Source organism: Faecalibacterium sp. Marseille-Q4164 (assembly GCF_017377545.1).
Lineage (GTDB): Bacteria > Bacillota > Clostridia > Oscillospirales > Ruminococcaceae > Faecalibacterium > Faecalibacterium duncaniae.
The window spans coordinates 1-20,573 of the sequence record NZ_JAFREJ010000026.1 but is presented as its reverse complement, the minus strand read 5'-3'; the positions used below and the strand labels follow the sequence as shown (position 1 = coordinate 20,573).

At 42.3% G+C, this 20,573-nt stretch carries 20 protein-coding genes and 3 pseudogenes; 3 read left to right on the top strand and 20 right to left on the bottom strand.

Annotated elements, in window-relative coordinates; all coding sequences use genetic code 11:
- Positions 1–33: 33 nt before the first annotated feature.
- The 9 genes from J3352_RS13585 to J3352_RS13545 all read right to left on the bottom strand — a co-directional run bounded on the left by J3352_RS13585 (position 34) and on the right by J3352_RS13545 (position 8,270).
- A complete protein-coding gene (locus J3352_RS13585; protein ID WP_156067571.1) occupies positions 34–810 on the bottom strand; it encodes a ParA family protein in 777 nt (258 codons plus the stop codon).
- Between the two features lie 631 nt (positions 811–1,441).
- Entirely contained in the window at positions 1,442–2,650 is a 1,209-nt protein-coding gene (locus J3352_RS13580) for a site-specific integrase (protein WP_207700520.1), read from the bottom strand.
- Positions 2,651–2,802: 152 nt separating this feature from the next.
- Positions 2,803–4,017, bottom strand: coding sequence for a site-specific integrase (locus tag J3352_RS13575; protein WP_013274260.1), 1,215 nt, complete (start codon positions 4,015–4,017; stop codon positions 2,803–2,805).
- Between the two features lie 59 nt (positions 4,018–4,076).
- Complete coding sequence (locus J3352_RS13570; RefSeq protein ID WP_117966290.1) at positions 4,077–4,322, bottom strand: DNA-binding protein; 246 nt, start codon at positions 4,320–4,322, stop codon at positions 4,077–4,079.
- Positions 4,315–4,737: a type II toxin-antitoxin system PemK/MazF family toxin gene (locus J3352_RS13565; protein ID WP_117965625.1), complete on the bottom strand. Its 423-nt coding sequence runs from the start codon at positions 4,735–4,737 to the stop codon at positions 4,315–4,317. Before J3352_RS13565 ends, J3352_RS13570 begins: the two co-directional genes overlap by 8 nt.
- A gap of 472 nt (positions 4,738–5,209) precedes the next feature.
- Entirely contained in the window at positions 5,210–5,491 is a 282-nt protein-coding gene (locus tag J3352_RS13560; protein ID WP_013274263.1) for a helix-turn-helix domain-containing protein, read from the bottom strand.
- Positions 5,492–5,964: 473 nt separating this feature from the next.
- The gene (locus J3352_RS13555; protein ID WP_207700519.1) at positions 5,965–6,696 is read right to left on the bottom strand and encodes an ImmA/IrrE family metallo-endopeptidase; all 732 of its coding nucleotides are present in this window, start codon (positions 6,694–6,696) and stop codon (positions 5,965–5,967) included.
- Positions 6,693–6,953 (bottom strand): hypothetical protein, encoded by a 261-nt coding sequence (locus tag J3352_RS13550; protein ID WP_013274265.1) that lies wholly within the window; start codon positions 6,951–6,953, stop codon positions 6,693–6,695. Before J3352_RS13550 ends, J3352_RS13555 begins: the two co-directional genes overlap by 4 nt.
- Before the next feature lie 81 nt (positions 6,954–7,034).
- Entirely contained in the window at positions 7,035–8,270 is a 1,236-nt protein-coding gene (locus tag J3352_RS13545) for a DNA polymerase IV (RefSeq protein ID WP_207700518.1), read from the bottom strand.
- A gap of 201 nt (positions 8,271–8,471) precedes the next feature.
- Here J3352_RS13545 and J3352_RS13540 point away from each other — a divergent pair, with 201 nt between their 5' ends.
- On the top strand, positions 8,472–8,888 hold the full coding sequence (locus tag J3352_RS13540) for a helix-turn-helix domain-containing protein (RefSeq protein ID WP_181985606.1): 417 nt from the start codon (positions 8,472–8,474) through the stop codon (positions 8,886–8,888).
- A gap of 45 nt (positions 8,889–8,933) precedes the next feature.
- The gene (locus J3352_RS13535) at positions 8,934–9,446 is read left to right on the top strand and encodes an ImmA/IrrE family metallo-endopeptidase (protein ID WP_008396542.1); all 513 of its coding nucleotides are present in this window, start codon (positions 8,934–8,936) and stop codon (positions 9,444–9,446) included.
- A 155-nt stretch (positions 9,447–9,601) separates the two neighbouring features.
- Here J3352_RS13535 and bsh read toward each other — a convergent pair whose 3' ends face one another.
- The 6 genes and pseudogenes from bsh to J3352_RS13505 all read right to left on the bottom strand — a co-directional run.
- Positions 9,602–10,591 (bottom strand): choloylglycine hydrolase, encoded by a 990-nt coding sequence (gene bsh / locus J3352_RS13530; RefSeq protein WP_008396540.1) that lies wholly within the window; start codon positions 10,589–10,591, stop codon positions 9,602–9,604.
- A gap of 21 nt (positions 10,592–10,612) precedes the next feature.
- Positions 10,613–10,795: pseudogene (locus J3352_RS14545) on the bottom strand (hypothetical protein); the annotation flags it as partial.
- Positions 10,796–10,982: 187 nt separating this feature from the next.
- Entirely contained in the window at positions 10,983–11,855 is an 873-nt protein-coding gene (locus tag J3352_RS13520) for a DegV family protein (protein WP_008396538.1), read from the bottom strand.
- An 80-nt stretch (positions 11,856–11,935) separates the two neighbouring features.
- Positions 11,936–13,153 carry an AI-2E family transporter gene (locus tag J3352_RS13515; protein WP_243023587.1) on the bottom strand — a complete coding sequence of 406 codons (1,218 nt, stop codon included), beginning with the start codon at positions 13,151–13,153 and terminating at the stop codon, positions 11,936–11,938.
- The gene (locus J3352_RS13510) at positions 13,153–13,758 is read right to left on the bottom strand and encodes a cation-translocating P-type ATPase (protein ID WP_255466232.1); all 606 of its coding nucleotides are present in this window, start codon (positions 13,756–13,758) and stop codon (positions 13,153–13,155) included. Before J3352_RS13510 ends, J3352_RS13515 begins: the two co-directional genes overlap by 1 nt.
- A 27-nt stretch (positions 13,759–13,785) precedes the next feature.
- Positions 13,786–14,172, bottom strand: a pseudogene (locus J3352_RS13505) (CDP-alcohol phosphatidyltransferase family protein); the annotation flags it as partial.
- 78 nt (positions 14,173–14,250) lie between these two features.
- On the opposite strand from J3352_RS13505, the gene J3352_RS13500 reads away from it, so the two are divergent.
- Positions 14,251–15,830 (top strand): IS3 family transposase gene (locus J3352_RS13500; protein WP_370569107.1). Its coding sequence is split into 2 segments (ribosomal slippage): positions 14,251–14,716 and positions 14,716–15,830, totalling 1,581 coding nucleotides; the frame shifts between segments, so codons are not numbered across the junction.
- 170 nt (positions 15,831–16,000) lie between these two features.
- On the opposite strand, the pseudogene J3352_RS13495 reads toward J3352_RS13500, so the two are convergent.
- The 5 genes and pseudogenes from J3352_RS13495 to J3352_RS13475 form a co-directional block, all read right to left on the bottom strand.
- A pseudogene (locus tag J3352_RS13495) lies at positions 16,001–16,188 on the bottom strand (CDP-alcohol phosphatidyltransferase family protein); the annotation flags it as partial.
- Positions 16,178–17,242: an FUSC family protein gene (locus J3352_RS13490; RefSeq protein WP_117929845.1), complete on the bottom strand. Its 1,065-nt coding sequence runs from the start codon at positions 17,240–17,242 to the stop codon at positions 16,178–16,180. The pseudogene J3352_RS13495 and the gene J3352_RS13490, both read right to left, overlap by 11 nt.
- A 33-nt stretch (positions 17,243–17,275) precedes the next feature.
- Positions 17,276–18,319 carry a HAMP domain-containing sensor histidine kinase gene (locus J3352_RS13485; protein WP_156066567.1) on the bottom strand — a complete coding sequence of 348 codons (1,044 nt, stop codon included), beginning with the start codon at positions 18,317–18,319 and terminating at the stop codon, positions 17,276–17,278.
- Positions 18,319–19,029 carry a response regulator transcription factor gene (locus J3352_RS13480; RefSeq protein WP_005946428.1) on the bottom strand — a complete coding sequence of 237 codons (711 nt, stop codon included), beginning with the start codon at positions 19,027–19,029 and terminating at the stop codon, positions 18,319–18,321. The genes J3352_RS13485 and J3352_RS13480 overlap by 1 nt, the downstream gene beginning before the upstream one ends.
- Positions 19,008–20,441 (bottom strand): phospholipase D family protein, encoded by a 1,434-nt coding sequence (locus J3352_RS13475; RefSeq protein WP_117526384.1) that lies wholly within the window; start codon positions 20,439–20,441, stop codon positions 19,008–19,010. The genes J3352_RS13480 and J3352_RS13475 overlap by 22 nt, the downstream gene beginning before the upstream one ends.
- Between the last annotated feature and the right edge of the window lie 132 nt (positions 20,442–20,573).

The following is a 20,573-nucleotide window of genomic DNA, read 5'->3' as shown; positions in this document are numbered from 1 at the left end:
GTTGGCGGATTTTTTCATTTTAGGGCTTGACTTTTAATAGTTAGTCTTCGTCAGATTTCGATACCCCTCTGCCACCTTGCCGCCAGGGTCATGGGCGAAAATACTTTTTCCCTCTGCGCTGATTTCCTTTGCCCGGACAGAATGGGGGATCTCTGTGCCGAATACTTTGATCTTGCTGCCATAGGTCTCCCGCAGCAAAGCAGCAATCTCTTTGGCAAAGTTGGTGCGGTTATCCACCATCGTCAGCAGGATACCGTCAATCTGGAGCTTTGGATTGATCTGCCGCTTTACCTTGCTGACCGTAGATAAAAGCTGTTCCAGTCCTTTGGCGGGCAGATACTCTGCCTGAACGGGAATTATGATCCTGTTCGCAGCCGCCAGCGCATTGACCGTAAGCATCCCCAACGAGGGCTGACAGTCAATCAGGATATGGGAATATTGTCCCTTCAGTGTGTCCAGATATTGCCGTAAAACCGTTTCACGGCTCATGGCGTTTACCAGAGAAACCTCCATACCGGAAAGCTGAATATCCGCAGGCATCAGGTCAACGCCTTCTGCATGATGCAGAATACCTTCTCCGGGGCGTATAGGCTGATCCATCAGAATTTTGCCCATTGCATCCGACAGTGTAAATGGCAGCTTGTCCGGTTGCGGATTTCCCAAGCTAATTGTCAGGCTTCCTTGTGGGTCCCCGTCGATCAGAAGCACTTTCTTTCCGGCCTGTGCCAGACCTATTCCCAAGTTCGCACAGGTTGTTGTTTTGCCAACGCCGCCTTTCTGGTTGGCGATGGCGATGATTTGTGTGTTCATGACTTCACCTCATTTCTGATTGTTGCTGTTGTTTCTGGAAATAGAAAAAGCCGCCACTTCAAAATCATAAAGTGACGGCCTTTTCTAATGCCGGAATCTCTGAAACAAAAAAAAGCACCCAGTTATTTGTTACTGAGTGCCTGCATTAGAATCGTATTTAATTGTTCAGATTTGGTCAGATTACGCCAAACCCTCCAGCGAAAAATCCGGTGTCTGAGAGTGCCAAATCATCCTCAAAAATGCCCCCGAAATTGCTCTCTGGTTGTCCTATTTTTTAACCACTAAGGCCGTTTTTTGACCCCATTTTTGCCGGTTGTCCTATATTTAACCACTAAAAATTGGGTGAAAACGGCTCTCGTTTGGTCAAATCAAGTCAAACTATATCAGCCCGTTTAGGTATAAGAAAACCCCGGAAAACCTTGATTTTCCGGGGTTTTTGAACCATTTTGATATAGTCTGAGCAGTCGATTATCTCTTGCTGAACTGAGGTGCGCGACGAGCTGCTTTGAGACCGTATTTCACGAAACCGAAGCTCGATTTTGCTTGATATTACGCGGTTTTTCAAGCCTTTTGCTCTTCGTCCACCAGTTCTTAAACCCACAATTTTGTGAGCTTTTGTCGGATTTTAACCCTAATCTTTTTTTGATGTGTCGATTGCTCTGTTGATCACCCCATGTAATTGGGCAGGTTTATTATACTTGACTTTAGCGTAAATGTCCATAGTCACCTTGCTGTTTTCATGTCCGGCAAGATACTGTACGGTTTTAGGATCAACCGAAGCATAAATCAGGTTCGTGATATAAGTGTGACGTAATTGATGCGGTGTCACTTGAAAATCCATCGTATATACCAACTTCGGATTGTTCGGCTGATGCTCACCAAGCTTCGGCTTTACCACATGCTTAATCTTCTGCCCATTCACATAGGTGTAATAGCAGCGTTCTTCCGTAGAACGAACTGCTATGTACTTCCACACCCTCACGAACTGAGATTCAGCCAGAGCGTCACCATTCCTGTCAGAGATCACATATTCCGATTTTGACTTTTCTTTTGCCTCTTTCAAACATTCCACCAACTTGCCCGGAATAGGAATGTCCCTTTTAGCTGCTGGCGTTTTTAATTCTGTTGAAATTACCGGACGATTATTCACAGAACGCCATGCTCGCCGTACCGAGATATATGGAGTGGCTCCGTCCAGGAAAACACAATCCCATCGCAGTGCAAGAATTTCTTCTCGCCGCAACCCTGCGTACAACCCAATCATTACGAAAACATACGGTGGTAATCCCCTGATTGTATCCAGAAGAATTTTCACCTGCTCATCCGTCAATGCCTTCTTTTCCTGCTTTGGTGTTCCGCCTTTTGCAGAAAGCGACGCAGCCGGATTATAACTGATGATTTTGCTTTCTTCTGCTGAATAGAAAACACATTTGATCAGCATATTCATTTTGCTGTACAGGGAAGCTGATTGCTTGGAGATTGGCACCAGCAGCAAGCGAAGGTCATCGGTCGTCACTTCGTCCATATACATATCTCCAATAGCTCCAATAATGTATTTTCTTATCGTGCGCTCATATCCACTCAATGTGTTTTCTCGCACACTCGCCGAGCGCATCTTCAACCATTTTTCACAATACTCAGCTACTGTCGGATTATTCTTTCGGAATATTTCATCCTCAATACTGCGCTTCATCTCAATGGATTTATCATACAGCTCTTCAGGAGTCTGTGCATATAGCGAAATCCATTTTCCATCCGCATCCTGCATTCGTGTTCTGTAATATTGAACGCCCCTCTTCATAATTGTTCCATATTCCGGCACTACTTTTTTTCTTGCCATTATTGCTCCCTCCATTTTCTTGATATATTCAAATTGATCTTTGCTCTTTAATTATCCAGAATGCTGCTCCGGTTCTCAAGGATGTCGGCTATATGTAAAAAGAGCAGGGATTATCCCTACTCTTTTTGATCTCATTCATGAAACTGTCTGGCCTATTCTGCATCCCACAGTGTAAAGGTATCCTCTAATATGCCCGCCAGTTCATCAGGCCGGTTATACTTTGCCTTTGCATAAATGTCCATCGTTATCTTGCTGTTCTCATGACCGGCAAGATATTGAACTGTTTTAGGATCAACCGATGCGTGAATAAGATTTGTAATATAAGTATGCCGCAGCAAATGTGGTGTCACTTCAAAGTCTAAGCTATAAACCACCTTTCCATTATGCGCAGCTCTTTCGCCCAGCACCGGTTTCACCGTATGCTTCACTCGTTTTCCATTCTCATAACGGTAGTAGCTCCGTTCCTTTACAGTTCTGGTCACAATATACTGCCAGAGCCTCTTAAACTGCGTATATGAAAGCGGTTCGCCCTCGCTGTTCGCAACAACATAGTCTGATGTGGAATTCTCCTTTGCTTCTCTCAGGCATTTCGCCAGGCAATCAGGAAGCGGTACATCTCGATGAGCAGCCTTTGTTTTCAGTTCAGACATTATTACCGGTCGATTGTGCTCTGTATGCCAAGCTCTGCACACTGTCAAATACGGTGCTGCTTCATCCAGAAAAACTGAATCCCACTGCAATGCAAGAATTTCTTCTCGCCGAAGCCCCGCATACAAACCAAGCATCACAAATACATACGGTGGTAATCCTCTTATCGCATCCAGCAATCTCTCCACCTGATCATCAGTCAAAGGGTTTTTCTCTTTTTGAGGAACGCCCCCGTTCTTTCCAGACAAATAAATTGTAGGATTGTCCTGAATCACTTTGCTTTCTTTTGCCGCCGCAAAAATGCTCTTATAAAGTATATTAACCGATTTGTACACAGACGCTGATTTTTTGGATACCGGAACCAGTGCCAGACGAATATCATCTGCTGTAACATCTGCTATATTCATATGACCCAGAGGCTTTATAATATGCCGGTTTACTTTCGATGTGTAATCCGTCAAAGTAGTGGCTCTTACCTGTGCGGATTGTAACAACAGCCACTTTTCGCAATACTCCTTTACTGTGGGGGATGATCTGCGAAATGTATTATCCTCAATCTGCTCTCTCGCTTCGAGCACCTTATCATATAGTTCTTCACGGGTTCTGCCATACAACGCCACCCGCTTTCCATCAGCATCCTCAATTCGAGTTCGGTAATATTCCTTACCCGCCATGATGACGGTTCCGTACTGAGGAATCGCATATCTTTTTCTTGCCATCTTCGACACCTCCAAACTTTTAGCTGATATATTCATTATTGCGAATAACCTGCCAATGCTCAACGATGTCGAATTTCGCTCCTGACTGTTCTCTTCTTTCGGAAAGTCGGATTGTTATCCTTCGGCCTTGCACGGTGTGTAGACCTTGCAATATACTCCTGAAGTCCAACTTCAGTAAAATAAACACAGCCATTCTCAACATACTGAACGTAAGTGATCAACCCTTCCATTCTTGCATGATCCAAGGTGTCCAGGCTAATCCCCAACATCTCAGCGGCTTCTTTACGCTTAATCAATTTATCCACCATCAAAATTCACTTCCTTTCGGCATTTGCCTTGCCTTTTTTTCTCTGCCTGTTCCGGAATATAATATCCAAGCTGCACTTTCACAGCTTCATCAATTCCGCGCATCTGTCCCTTGCTTACCTTGCCGAGATACCGAATCACACAGGTCTTATCACATGTATCAAGCTGCTCCGCCAATACCATCGAAGATCTTGCCAGCCCTTTTGCCTTCCGAAGAAAATAATGTGTCGGCTGGTTTCTTTTCTTTTGTATCTTCGTTGTCAGAGGAGCAACCGTAATCGTCGGCGAATAAAAGTTGCCGACATCGTTCTGAAGAACCACTACCGGACGAACACCGCCCTGCTTTGATCCTATCGGAACACCAAGATTGGCAAGGTAAATATCTCCTCGCCGGTAAACCCAGTTTTCTTTCATCTGGTTGCCTCCAATCCCATAATCATCTATGGATAAAAGCTGGCAGAAAATGATACAAATGCTTTATTCTGACAGCCTTTCTTAAAATATGGTTTCTCTGTACTTTTTCTTGGCACCCCAGAGATCGGGGATTTCTCACAAGCGGCAGTGTGCTTCACTGCTCCATTGGAATTTAACCATCCCGCCTTCTTTATGGCCGGACCGCGAATTACGGAAGTATCATTGTCCCTGACAGGCTTTTACACCACCGTCGGTTGCAATCCGACATTTGCTGCTGCGATTCCGCTTCGCCCCTGTTGGGCATCATGGCGTGCAGTCGAAGGCTCGTTCTGTCAGTAATGTACTTGGAGAATGAGTATTCAATTTTCATAGTTCATCAGCCTTGTTGCCTTAGCTGTAAAGTAAGTATAAAAGAATGCGGTTTTACATAACACGCCGGAAACTGCGACTTTGCCCACCTAATTTTGCGAGTTCACATCAGTGCTTCCTGAAGCTGCGTAATGGCATCCTGCACTCTCTTTTTCAACGCATCCACATCCTGTCTCTTGCCAATGATCAGATAATCCAGCGTTACTCCAAAGAATTCCGAAAACAGAATCATGTCATTATAAGATGCCGATATTACTCCGCGCTCAATTTTGGAAATGCGTTTTGCATCAATATCAATCGCCTCAGCCAGGGCCTCCTGCGTATACCCTTTTGATTTGCGCAATTCCTGAATTCTTGCTCCACACACATGCTGATCGTAATACATACGTTTCTCCTTCCGCACAGCCGGTACAGAACCGGATCGACGGAAGGTCAAAAAAAGAGCCGCATGACGGTGAAGAAAAATCCTGTGCCGATAAAACAGAACATGGGTATCCCATAATTCTGTCTCATGCGGCATTCGGAAGACTTCGCCTGTCAGCGGCTCCACAGCACAGCTATGACTTATAAAATTGTGTTAATAGGGTTATTTATTGTCATCTCAACCATTCAAAGACGAATAGTAGAGCTGCAATCTCCGTAATCTTCTCATCTCCAAAACATTGAAGACGGTCTCGCGTCCGCAGACCTTGCATTTGGTCTGCACATGTCCTCTGGTATCCTCAAAGACGATGATTGAATTGTGTCGGCAATAAGGGCACCTGACAATCCTGGGCTTTTGCGAAGCAATCGCATCCTTTGCCCGGATGATTTTAATCTGCATTTCCGCAGATGGTTCCGATACTCTGATATTCCTGCTCATGGCCACACCTCCAATGGATCACGATATTCATAATCCTTTTGCCGGTTCAGATAGCCCAGTTGTTCCAAGCGGATAGCAGCTGCCGATCTCGAAACGCCAAAGACACTACAGAAAGTATCTATCTTCACCTGGTCTTTGTCATAAAAACGCCATCCATAACAGGTCAGAGGCTTTCTGCTGTTAATGAACCACATCGCCCGATCCACCTCTGACTGAGGCATCAGAATCGCAGCTCCCAGCGTATTGGCCTGCCATTCGTTCCAATCCTCCTGCGTTCTCAGGACGCGAGAGCCATTTCCTCGCACTTGCGGTCTCTTATGGCAGGCTATCTTTCGGTCATCGGAATCCAGCTGAAACAGTATCTGGTGAGCGCACTCATGTGCCAGCGTAAATCTGCGTTTTCCGCAAAGTTTCCGAATATTCGCTGGTTCAATGAAACTCTTGTCCAGAACCACATCATTGGTTTTCAGGAAGATGCTCCTCTGACTTCCATCAACCTCTATCTGATATTCTGTATCCACATACGCGGTCAGACCATAGATGCTTCCGTCCGAGGACAACTTTTGAAATGACACCTTCAGGTTCAGATAATCGGATGCAAACTGGTCAATGGGTGTCGGAAGTGCGAATCTTGCCGGATCATCTGCTTCGCTGCCGAAAAAGGACTTTTGAAAATCTCTTATCACTGCAACAGCGATTTCTTCTATGTTTTTCTGCGAAAGGATCATAGGCACGGCTCCTTTGCTTCAACGAACCATTTTTCATCTTCGTTGTACAGGAAACTCTCATGCCCACCGATCATGACCGTATAGCGGATTCCGCAGCCACCTACCTTCGTGGAAGCAGCCCGGCACTTATGCTTCAATCGGTCGATCTCATACACCCGTCCGTCAATCCACCGAATCAGACGCGGACGGATATTTCCCTCCGCATCCACATCCAAATTCACAGGTACATATACTTTTCTACATTTCTGTTCCGACATATTCTACGCTCCTCCTCTGTAAACCGGCGAATGTGTTGACTTCTTTTAGCAAAGAACTCACCAGATTCTACCGGTGCTGTATTAACCAATCATTCCTGTCGGCATGACCAAATCCACTTTTCGCTCTGTCGGCATCTTGCTTTTCTGAAAAAGTACCCCATTTTTAATCGCATCTTTCCCGAATCGGAATCGAATCTGCTCAATCGCTGCGTCCAGCCTTTCCTGGCGATCCAGTGATTTCATATCGGTGAATAGGTCGTATTGTATCGGACAATCCTCTTCAAACAGGTTGATTGCCCGAACTGTCACCGAACGAATCGGGTGTTCCCACTGATAATTCTTATCAAACAGAACAAATGCGGTTTTCGCCAGATAGGTGGGGCTTTGTGTCGGAATACTAATCCGGCACTGCCACTCCTTCGTGAAAAGCTCATTGTTGCGGATGGAAATCGCAATTCCGCCCGCTTTCTTCTTATGTGTTCGCAGCTTGGTTCCAATCTCCTGCACCAGCTCCAGCATGACACACCAGACTTCGGCGTTATTCTCCAAATCCTGCATGGTCGTTATCCCGTGCCCAATGCTCTTTACTGGGGAGACATAATCGGAACGCATAACCGGCGAATCATCCAGTCCATTGGCATATTTCTTAATCGCCAGTCCATTCTTTCCAAGGCGGCACTTCAAGAAATCATCCGATGTTGCAGCAAGCTCTCCAATGGTATGAATCCCATAACCGGACAGAACCTTCTCGGTCGCTCTGCCGACTCCAAGCAAGTCAGAGGCGGGAAGACACCAAATCTTCTCCTGGAACGAATCTGCTTCGATGCAGGTAATCGCATCCGGCTTTTTCATATCCGACCCAAGCTTGGCAAAAATCTTATTGAAGCTCACTCCTGCGGAAATCGTAAGTCCCAATTCAAACTTAACCGTTCTGCGAATCTCATCTGCGATTTCAAATCCGGTTCCCATGCAGCCGCTTCCGGTCACATCCAGCCAGCATTCGTCCATCCCATACGGCTCGATCTGATCGGTATAGCGACCGTATATCCCACGAGCCAGCTTTGAAAACTTCATATATTGCTCATAGTGCGGCTCCACGATCACAAGATCCTGGCACTTCTGCTTTGCTTGCCAGATTGCCTCTCCCGTGGAAACGCCAAACGCCTTTGCTGCATAGTTCTTCGCAAGTACGATGCCATGCCGTTCCTCCACAGAACCGCACACTGCCACTGGCTTGTTCTTCAGTTCCGGGTTCAGCATACACTCGACAGAGGCATAGAAGTTATTCATATCACAATGAAGAATCACCCTTTGCATCCCGTATTCCTCCTCTCCGTTCGTGAAAGCACGAACAACTTTTCACGAACGCATTGACACACAGCATTTCTTGTGATACTATAATTACACGAATTGTATTTCGTGTTTCCATCGTCATTATAGCAAGCACAGCTTTTCGTGTCAATAGATTTTTATGAAAAAGTGTTCGTGTTCGTAATCAAAAAAGAAAGAGGTATTCCTATGGTCTTCAAAGAAAGGTTGAAAGAAAAAAGAACAGAAGCCAATTTAACTCAGGTAGAACTTGCAGAGAAGGCCGGTGTAACCGCCCGCACAATTCAGAATTATGAGCTTGGCAGCCGTAAACCATCCAATATGGTTACGATCCAGAAGATCGCGGATGCGCTGAATACTACTACTGAGTATCTGCTGGGAAGCAGCGGCACCTATGTTGTAGAAGCCCATGAAAAAGGCGGCGCAAAAGCAGCGAAAGATATTGAAGAACTGGTCAGCGAAGTGACCGGTATGTTCGCTGGCGGCGAATTAAGCGAGGATGCCATCGAAGGAGCATATAAAGCTCTGACCGATGCCTACTGGATTGCCAAAGAGAACAATAAAAAATACGCCCCGAAAACGAGGCGTAAAAAAACCGACCAGTGATATTTATCGTACACACTTTTCGCTATACTGTAAACTGGAGGTGGTATGATGAATGCGGAACAGCTTTCACGGGTCGGTGAGAAACTGGTAAAACGCTGCGGTTCCAGAGACCCTTTTGAAATTGCAAGGCAGCTTGGTATCAATGTCATGCTTTGCGAAAATTTCGGTTCCCTGAAGGGAATGTACCGGGTGATTAAGCGAAATCGCTTTATTTTCCTGAATAACAGTCTGGATGAAAATATGCTGCGCATCGTGTGCGCACATGAATTAGGGCATGATCAGCTTCACCGGAATATGGCGAAAACCACCCCGATTCATGAGTTCATGCTCTACGATATGAAATCCAAACCGGAATATGAAGCGAACATCGTAGCAGCAGAGATTCTGATGGACAGCGATGAAGTCCTTCGTTACATCTATGAGTATGGATACACAGCCGAGCAGATCGCCAGTGCGATGTCCACCGACATCAATCTGGTTGCGCTGAAGGTAGCGCACCTGGCTACACTTGGCTATAATCTGCACGCGCTGGAACACAAGAGCAACTTTTTGAAATAACGTACCTTTGAGGAGTCTGGACTGGCTCCTCTTTTTTGTTGCACAAATTGTGCAGGCGGTGCTTGCACAATTATCAACCTAACATCTGCATTCCATACAATCTCGATATTGTCCTCCTGTTGTTCTGCGTTATGCTTTCTCCGTGCATTTTCGTATTATTTATTCTGCCATCTGACTTCGCCCTTGGACAGAAGCGGATAACAGATCAGCTGATCTGAATCCAGATTTTCCGCATGCATGTCAACCGCTGTGATCTGATGATTATCATAAGTCGTATAATAGTAAATACCTTTTGCTGTATTACAACAGGACGTGTATATCGTGATCTCATATTTGCCTTCTGTCACCTCACAGCATCCACGCTGCTGATCTACGGATCCTAAGATATGGAAGAACTGACTTACACTCTCATCCTCTTCTTCACCGGAGATCGAATTTAATTTTGTAAAGGCAACTTTCACAAATCTTGACTGGCTGGAAAGATCTCCAGGTATTCCCATTCCACCCATTCCTCTGCTATATGCATCAAGCTGTAATACTCCTGCAAAAGTACTCTCCGGCTGTTTTCTGGATACTCCGGCATAATTATTCAGTGCAAACATCTGACTCGGGAATGGTGGATTATTGGTAAGCACTCCTACCGGATTATCATATACATGCAGCCCATCTTTCATAGACTCAACAACGATACAGGAGTCTTTGTCTGCAATGATCCAGTGAAGCTGTGCTGTCGGCAGCTGTTCACTGAATGCTGTACCTGTCAGTCTCATTGCTGCCAGCTTCTCTCTCGCCTCTGCTACAGTAGCACACTGTGTAAGGATCCATGGGATGAACTCGAACTGTGCCACCTGGCTGACTTCTGTTTCATCTTCCGGCAAAGCCTCTTCATATGCCGCATTGCCGACAAAATTAAGACCTGCCATTCCAAGGCCTTTTTCATTAACAGCATCATAATAAAGCGGATAACCTTCTGCAACAAATGCCATTCCGATCAAAGCATAATGGCTTTTTATCTTCCCGGCAAACCGGAAATCAAATTCGTAATTTCTTGGCGTTATCGTGATCTGTTCCCCATAGGAAAATTCATAATCAAGCGTTCTGCCCATATAAAAATCTTTTGTTTTGTAAGTTGCTGCTGTACACATATCGAACACCTCTTCTTTCTGCTATAATAATCCTGCAAACAATCGCATAAACAACTGTTCGAGCCGTAAATATGCACTCCGTCCTGTGCGGTACTTTTCGGTCACTTCCCTGCATTCATTCATGGTTGCTCCCAGATCATCTCTTATATCCAAAACTGTCTGACTATCCGCCATAAAACAACCATTTTCAAAGTGGTGATAAAGCAATGCCATTCAGTTAAGCATCATTTTAGTGGTTTTCTGTCATAGAAAGCCACTGTATATCTATCTTCTCCTAAATATTCCAATGTTTTTACATATCGTGTTAAGTTTTCAAGGTACAAATTTATATCAAAGGCTATAAACCTTTTGACACCCTAATCTTTTATTTTATCTTCTCCGGAGCAGTTTTTTACACTGGCTTACAGGTGCATCCGATTCCCAGTCCATCCGGACCGATATGACAGGACAAACCGAAGGAAAGTTTATCACACATGACTTCCATTCCCGGGAAACTTTCTTTAATCTGGTTTACCCATTCTTCTGTCACTTCATCGGTACTGCTGGACGCCGCCATCAGGTACACTTTACCAGCAGCATATTCTTCTCGGAAATTCGTTTCCAGCTCATGCTTCATTGCATCGATCATAACTTTACGTGATTTCTTCATACCACGGCATTTCTGGTAGATATCAAGCTTTCCTGTGCTGAAATGCATAACAGGTTTGATATTCAGGACATCTGCTGCCAAAGCTGTCACAGAGCTGACTCTTCCTCCTTTTTTGAGATATTTCAGTGTGCTGAGCCCGATATAAATTGTCATTTTTTCTCTGGTTTCTTCAAGAATTTTCTTGATTTCGACTACACTGTATCCTTCTTTTGCCATTTCTACTGCATCAAGAACAGAACGATGCATCGGGGTTGCCACACGACCGTTATCTACGACAAACACCTTACCGGCAAATTCATCTTCATTTGCCATGGCTTCTGCTGTCATACAGGACCCGCTTAAAGCACTGCTAAGAGGAATATAAACAATCTCCTCATATTCTTTCAGCATCTCTTTCCACATATCCATAACTTCTGTTGGTGACGGCTGAGATGTAGATACATCTACGCCCTTTCGAAGCATATCATAAAATTCATCTCTGGAAAGATCTACTCCTTCACGATACACTTTCTCTCCGATATAAAAAGGCATCGGTAGTACCTTAATTCCGAGTCTCTGCGCTTCTTCACTCAAAATTCCACTGTGGCTGTCTGTCATGATTCCTATTTTCTTCATAATATCTTCTTCCTTCGTAATCTATTTTTATAACGTCTTAATAATCGGCATTACACTTCATTTATATTTGTATCAAATCATTATTTTTCATTCGGCACAATAAAGGATGACGCAATTTCCTCCTCCGCATACTCTTCCACATCCGTTCTCGTTACTCGTTTTATATGTTGTTTTTTTAGGCGCAGATATACGAACTCCCGGAATATAGTATAAAATACCGATACAAGTGGAATGAAAATCAGCATACCTATAATTCCCATAAGATTTCCGCCGATTGTAACTGCCGCCAGTACCCAAATTGATGGAAGTCCTACTGATCCGCCAACCACATGAGGATAGATCAGATTACCTTCTATCTGCTGCAAAAGCAGAAAAACTATAATAAATAAAACTGCCTGTTTTGGATTTACCATAAAGATCAGAAAACTTCCCACGGCACAGCCAATAAAGGCTCCAAAGATAGGAACCAATGCGGTAAACGCGATCAAAATTCCAATTAAAAGTGCATATGGCATTTTTAAAATACTTAGCGTGATAACAAACATCATTCCGAGAATTACTGCTTCCAGACACTGCCCTGCAAGAAAATTTGCAAATGTCCGATATGTCAGCGAACATATGTTAAGAATTGCATCTGCTTTTTGTTTTGGAATAAAAGCGAAAATCACTTTTCTTACCTGTAAATGTAATTTTTCCTTCTGAAAAAGAATATAGCATGCAAAGGAAAACGAAATAAAAAAGGTCGCTAATCCACTGGCAATGGAACCTACTGCTGACATCGTCGTATTCATCATATTTCCGACTCCGTTTCCAAGAAGACTTATTCCCCATTTAATTGCCTGATCAGGCTGAAACTGTAGCTGATCTACCAATTTCATAATATCCTGATTATCATGTGAAAATTCTCGAATCCAGTTTTGCATCTGTGGAATAAAATCTGAAATACTCGTCATCAGATTTCCCATGGTCTGTGTAAGCTGTGGAATCACACCAAACATTACCAATATAGTGACACCTGCTACCAATATAATTGTAAGAAGCAGGCTTATCGGTCTCGCAGCTTTTTTTCCTATTTTATTATTTTCTTTTATCTTTCCGAGCATTTTCTTTTCTAGGAAACTCATTGGTACATTAATCACAAAGGCAATTGCACCACCAAGCGCAAAAGGAAACACAATTTTCCATATTGACTTCAGCACTTCAATCACCACATCGAATTTCCACAAAGCAACTACAAGAAATGCCGTAAACACAATCAGTTCTCGAATTTTTTTCATAGAACATCTACTTAAATCCACTATCTTTCCCCTCTTTTTCTTAGTTTCATACGTATACACTTAAGTAATTGAATAATCAGAAGGCTTGCAAAAGCATATAAATATACACATCCAAGCTGCATCAGATTCAACGTTTCCACTTTGAATAAGTTATGGAAACCAGGAACCGTCAGTACTGTTGTAATGAGTACTGCACCTAACACAAATGCTCCCTGAAGCCACTTGTTATGAAAGAGACCTTTTGTAAAAATGACCGGATGATCTGATTTGCAATTATATCCATGAAACAAACGTGCCAGACAAAGAGTTCCAAAAGCATACGTGCTTCCAAGCAATGTACCATTCTGGTTGTATCCTGTCAAAAAACTGATCATTGTCATTGCTCCAATTACCAAACCTTCCAGACCGATTTTGCTAAGAAAATCTTTTGTCAATATCGACTCATCTGCCAATCTCGGTTTTTCACTCATCACTTCACTTCTATCCGGCTCTAAGCCTAACGCAATTGCCGGAAGACTATCCGTCAAAAGATTAATGAAGAGTAAATGTACTGGTGCAAATGGCACCGGAAGTCCTGCAACCGATGAACAAAGAACGGTTAAAATTGCTCCGAAATTTCCTGACAAAAGAAACTGTATCGCATATAAAATTGCTTATACAGTCTCTTCCTTAAGAGTCCTGGTATTCTGGATAATATACAGAGCGACCGATATGACCATCATTATAGCGCACAAACCAATCAACAGATCTGATACCATCGGTGTAATGTGGAACCATATAATATGCACCGCTGCAGTTCCATATAATAAAAAGGTTACTATCTTTCCATGCCAGTCTGCACCATGTACTTTTCCTGTCTTTTGTATCACAAGACATCCACTGACTACCATATACAGCTCCTTACCTGCCATTATTACGATTAAAAGAAGCACATGCGGAAAACGAGTAAACAGACAGATTAACATCGCTGCCTGTGTCAGCTTATCAGCCACCTGATCAAGTATTTTTCCTAAATTACTAATCCTATGGAATCTTCTTGCCCTGTGTGTTAGGATAGTTGTCAGTGAAAGATAATTACATTTGTGGTAGTATAGAGCTATCGCAGGAAGGGAGCTTTCATTATGAACTATAGTCCAGAGTTAAAGGATGCACTCCTCAGGAGGATGCTTCCACCAAACAATGAATCCATTACAAAAATTTCCAGAGAAGAAGGTATTTCCGAACAGACATTGCGTAACTGGCGGGACAAAGCCAGAAAGGAAGGCTATGCCACTCCTGGTACAGATGCCATCCCAGACAATTGGAGCACACAGGATAAATTCTTAGTTGTTGTTGAAACAGCGAGCATGAATGAAACGGAACTTGCTGAATATGCCCGTAAAAAAGGACTTTATGTTGAGCAGATTAAGGCTTGGAAAGATGCCTGCATGAATGCAAATGGCGGCATCGCTAAAGAGGCCTCCCGACTAAACCGGGAACTCAAGGATTCTGAAAAAGAACGCAGAAAACTTGAAAAGGAATTACAACGCAAGGAAAAAGCTCTTGCCGAAGCTGCAGCTTTACTTGTATTGTCAAAAAAAGCAAATGCGATCTGGGGGGATCCCGAGGACGAATGATTAGCGCCTCAGACCGCGAAAATGCTGTACTGCTAATCAATGAAGCTATTGCATCTGGTGCATCCTGCAAAAAAGCCTGTTACCGTCTCGGAATTACAGAAAGGACTTTTTACCGCTGGAAAAAAAGGAAATCAGATATAAATTCCTATGAAGATGGACGTCCCACAGCGGATCATTCAGAGCCGGCAAATAAGATCCCGACAGAAACCCGAAAGGAAATCATAAATATCTGTAACAAGCCTGAATACGCCAGCATGGCGCCATGTGAGATCGTTCCAACACTAGCCGATGAAGGCATCTATATCGCCTCTGAATCAACCTTTTACCGTGTTTTACGGGAAGAAAAAATGTTGAACCATCGTGGACGCAGTGAAGCACCAAAGCATAACCGTCCGTCTACATACAGTGCAACAGCACCCAATCAGGTGTATATGTGGGATATTACGTATCTGAATGGCCCACATAAAGGAATGTTTTACTATCTGTATCTTTTTTCGGATCTCTATGACCGGAGTATCGTGGGCTGGGAGGTCTATGAGGCAGAAAATGCCGATTATGCCAGCAGCCTGATCAAAAGGATTTGTTTAAAGCAGGGACGCCTTACTACAGAGCCATTAGTATTACATTCTGATAATGGTTCTCCCATGAAAGGTGCAACGATGCTTGCAACGCTGTATCAGCTTGGCATAACACCTTCAAACAGCAGACCGCGTGTAAGCAATGATAATCCATATGCGGAAAGTCTCTTTAAAACATTAAAATACCGTCCGAATTATCAGCCTAAAGGGTTTGCAACACTGGAAGAAGCAAGGGAATGGGTAAGTCTGTTTGTAAAGTGGTATAACCATGACCATCATCATAGTGGATTAAAGTTTCTTACCCCATATCAGCGCCGCAGTGGTTTATCTGACAAGATACTTGCCAAACGCAAGGAAGTTTATGAAGCAGCCAAAACAGAGCATCCCGAGCGTTGGAACGGACGTTTGACCCGTGACTGGAGCCTTCCGGACACAGTGTATCTGAATCCGGAGAAAATAAGCGAAGAAGCAGAAACTGCTGTTGAGGAGACAGCTGTTTCATAAAAATCTGATGATTCAAATGGACATGCTCAGATAAAAGCTCTGTGCCTGACGTGATTGTCAATAAAAATGGGGTATTCATTGATACTCACGTCAGGTACAGAACAATATCTGATAACCTGTCGAAACAAGAATATAAATTTTTACTGACAACTACCTTGACAATCAGCGCTTGCGATATATCCATCAGCAAGATCCGTAAGACCAGACAGCAATAAGATTTCACCAGCTAACAGAGGATTTTTCTTTACACAATAACTCCATATAATTACCGGAATCAGACAAAGCCGAAAAAAGAAAGAAGATTAGGAACCGTAATAATTCTATTCAAATTTTCTTCCTGATTCACTTCACTCTGCATGTACGGTCACCTCACTTTCCTTTTTTTTAGGCATAAACCAATAAAATATAACACAAAATGCTAAAGCAAACACAACACCAAAAACATTTTGACTCACTCTAAGACTAACCGCTCCTTGTAGTCCATATGTCTCTGCAGCAATGGCTAAAGCACCAAATGTGTTAAATACTGCCTGCCAGCCATATTGTGCTGAAAATCCTACACCGATTCCACCAAGAATTCCTATATATGCATAGATTGACGAAGGAAGCAGAAAATATAATACTGTAAAACATATAACACCTGCAATATTTCCGACAATCCTTTTACGGACTCTGTAGTGCATATCTTCCATAGACGGCAAAATCACGGACATGGCCGCAATACCAGCCCACATTGCACGTGGCATATTACAAAGTTCTGCAATGCAAAGGACAATCGGTACGCATAAAATCTGACATAGCTGCCATTTTGTTCTGGAAGAAGTGATATCAAATTCTTGTATCAGATCTTTCAGATTTCTTTTATAAGTTCTGTTTTTATGATTTCGATAAAATACGAAGCAGGTAAGTGCTGCACCTAAAGCCATTCCGACTAATCGCATCTGATAGCTTTTTCCCGTAACATCATAACCATATAGCAGCAGATACCCAAGAACCAGTGTAGATTGATTAAACATGGATGGATTATGGCATCCGAACAGAATCAACACAGCCAGTGCCGCAATATTTAACAGCATTCCCAATACCGGTGAAAACTGATTTGCTAAATGCGGACATACAGTCATAATTACAAAGAACAAAGCCAAAAGCATCGTAGATTGTCCGGTGTGGATCCCCAGATCCGCATTCCTAAACACCATGAGACATAATAAGACTACTACACCTACAATGCTGTTCTCATTTCCAAATAGGATGCTGAAAATACTAACAAAGAAAAAACAAAATGCCATTGTAGCAGCTATCTTCACCAGATATACCCACATATGATATAGTTTTTCTTTTAGTGTTTCACTCTTTTTCAACAGGTTTTTAGAACCTGCCTGATTTAACTGCAACTCCTGATAAAATGTCATATAAATTCTCCCATCTTCTAATTTATCTTAAAACTAGATAATCTCATCTTTCTGCTTTGGCAGCTCTATAACAAATCTGCATCCACCATATTCACGGTTTTCTGCTTTGATTGTTCCTCCGGCACTATCTACAATCCGTTTTACAAGTGCAAGACCTAGGCCATTTCCTTCTGCTTTATGAGATCCATCTACCTGATAGAACTTGTCAAATATTCTGGATTTTACATCATCCTCTATTCCTGGTCCTTCATCTTCCAGAATGAACTTAACAGAATCCTGTTCTTGTTTCAGAAACATCGTAATTGTCCCCTTTGAAGGGCTGAACTTAATCGCATTATCTAAAAGATTTATCCAGATATGCATAAAAAGTCCTTCATTCGCAGTATATTTAACTTCCTCCAATTCTACCTGAAAACCAATTTCTTTTTCTGTCCATTTTGTTTCCAATGAAAGAACTGCCTGGCGGATCTGTTCATCCAGACGATATTCTGTTTTTTTCATTGGTATATTCTGATTCTCTAACTTGGATAACAGCAAAATATTACCAACCAATCCGGAAAGTCTTTGGGTGTTAAATAAGATTTTTTCTACATATTCCTCTTGATCCGGAGACAGTTCTTCTCCCTGAAGCAGCATTGTATATCCTTCAATGGCATTAATCGGGGTCTTAAACTCATGAGAAACATCAGATACAAAATCCATCTGCAGCACCTCTGTTGCACGAAGTTCTTTTGTCATAACGTTAAAACTTTGATAAGATTCTCCAACTTCTGCTATACGGCTGTTCGTTTCCAAATGCTGTTCAAAATCTCCCCGAGAAACTTCCTTCATTGCTTTACTAAGTCTTGTAATTGGTTCCAGTAACTTTGCATTAATAAAGGAAGTGATCAGCCCTGCAATCAATGTATCGAAAATCAAAAGCCAGCCAAGCACAGGTATGCTGCCCGGCAGATTAAAAAAATGATTCAAAAAAGCAAATAATAACGCAGATATGACTGTTGAAAATACAAGTGCCAGCCAGATTGCACCAGTCAGACAGGATCGGATTCGCAATCCTTTTTCTTTCTTTTGTTCCATTATTTTTTCACCACCTTGTATCCAATTCCACGCATTGTTACGATTTCAAAATCAGGGTTATCTTTCAAACGCTCCCTGATTCTTCCTATATGTACCTCTATCGTATGTGGGTCTGCCTCCGTCTCGTATCCCCATACTTCATCCATCAACTGTTGTTTTGTAAATATTCTGCCTGGCGAAGCTGCAAGCTTATATAAAAGCAGGAATTCTTTTTTAGGCAAAACAAGACTTTCCTTATCAGTTGTAACCGTCATTGCATCATAATCAAACTCTGTTGAACCGATCACAATTTTGTGTTCATTCAGTATCTGTGCACGGCGAAGCAGTGCTCCGACTCTTAAAACCATTTCATTCACATTTACCGGTTTTACCATATAATCGTCACTTCCCGAAAGAAATCCCTGGCGCATATCATCAAAGGAACCTTTCGCAGTGATCATAAGTACAGGTATCTGATATCCTGCTGAACGGAGTTCCGACACCAGTTCATAACCATCCATAACCGGCATCATAATATCAGAAATGATCAGATCAATATATTCCTTAACCAATACTTCTAATGCCTGTGCTCCATCCGATGCACTTTTGACTTGATATCCATTCTTCTCAAGCACTTTTTGGAATAGCTGGCTTAATTCTTTATCATCTTCTACAATCAATATTTGAAACACGTTTTCCTTCCTCCTTATTAAAACAGATACCTTGCCCATCCAAGCAGATGCTGTACCAAAAATATTTTTCTCTGACGTTTCTTTGTTAATTCGATTGGCTCTACATGATATGGATCACGATAGGTTCCATCTTCCAATACCTGGCGGGACACTCTTTCATATTCCATCATGCCCTCTTCCAACTGTTTATTAATATCTTTACTGCGAATTACAAGCATCAGTTCCGTATCCAGATATGCACTTCTCATGTCCATATTAAAGGAACCGATTACAGACAGATCATCGTCAATCAGAATACTTTTTCCGTGGTATGAATAACCGCCTTCATATTCCCAGATATTAATTCCTGTACTTAAGATTCTATTTCTGTTTTTCGCATAATCGGCAGCTCCAAATGGATTTCCATTGTTGGCAACCGAATTGGTCATGATAGAAAAATCCGGAACTCTCTCCGCAATCTCTTTCCATGTATTAGACATCATATCATTGCAGATAATATATGGTGTATGAATTTTCACGCGCTCTTTTGCATTTTTCATTAGTTCTCCCAGTTGATACCAGACTACTGGTTCCTTGGGACCTGTGTGGATAGGATTTGACACTAATGCAATCTTTTCTGTCTCAAAAGTTTCGTCCGTGTAATCGGTATCGCAGATTCTTTCCTTATTCTCTTCAAAATATTTCTGATAGCCGTTCTGCAGCTCTAAAACTGCGTTCTTTACAGATTTTCTATTTGCCAGTTTTTTATTGTCATGAAAATAACCACTGTCTTCTTGTTCCCATATCGTTTCAAAATACTCTAACAACTGATTAACTGAATTTTCTTTCTCAGGTTCATCGCAAACCACTAACACATCTCTGTCATAGTTCTTATGTCCCAGAAAATCACCCAAGAAATAATTGTATGTATTTCTTCCACCAAGAATATATGTCTTACCATCTGCAATCAAATATTTATCATGCATTCTCCCCATCATCTTCCATGGTTTCAACGGATTGGCCTTATTATACAGTTTAATTTCAACATTCTCATGGGAAGATAATCCATAGAAATACGGATTTCCTTCCATATCAATCCAGCTCTCCATTCCATCTACTAACAGACGAATATGTACACCTCTGTCTGCCGCATCATGCAGTGCTCCTAAGATCAATTTTCCACTTTCATCGGATTGAAATGCAAAAGTAGAAAGAATAATTTCCTTTTTTGCATTCTTGATCAAACGCACTCTTTGTAAAAGCGCTTCTGGATTCTTTTCTATGATTACTGCCCGTTCTGTATTTTCACTGCATTCGTTCCATGACCCATTTTTTGTTTCTTTTTTGGTTGTATTGGACACTTCCGGCTGCTTTTTATATGCAACGCAGATTCCGAGCAATTCATAAAAAACCACACATAAAAAAATTGACAGTATAGCAAAAACAATTTTAAATATCTTACGTTTTCCCATCGCACATCACCTGACTTTTTTCATCTTATGTCTATACAATACAAAGTCAGCCTCAATTTAACCTCAACAAGGTTTGTTTTTTTCATCCATGCAAAATCTTCTTTGTACAACAGACTGTTAGATATAGCAAAA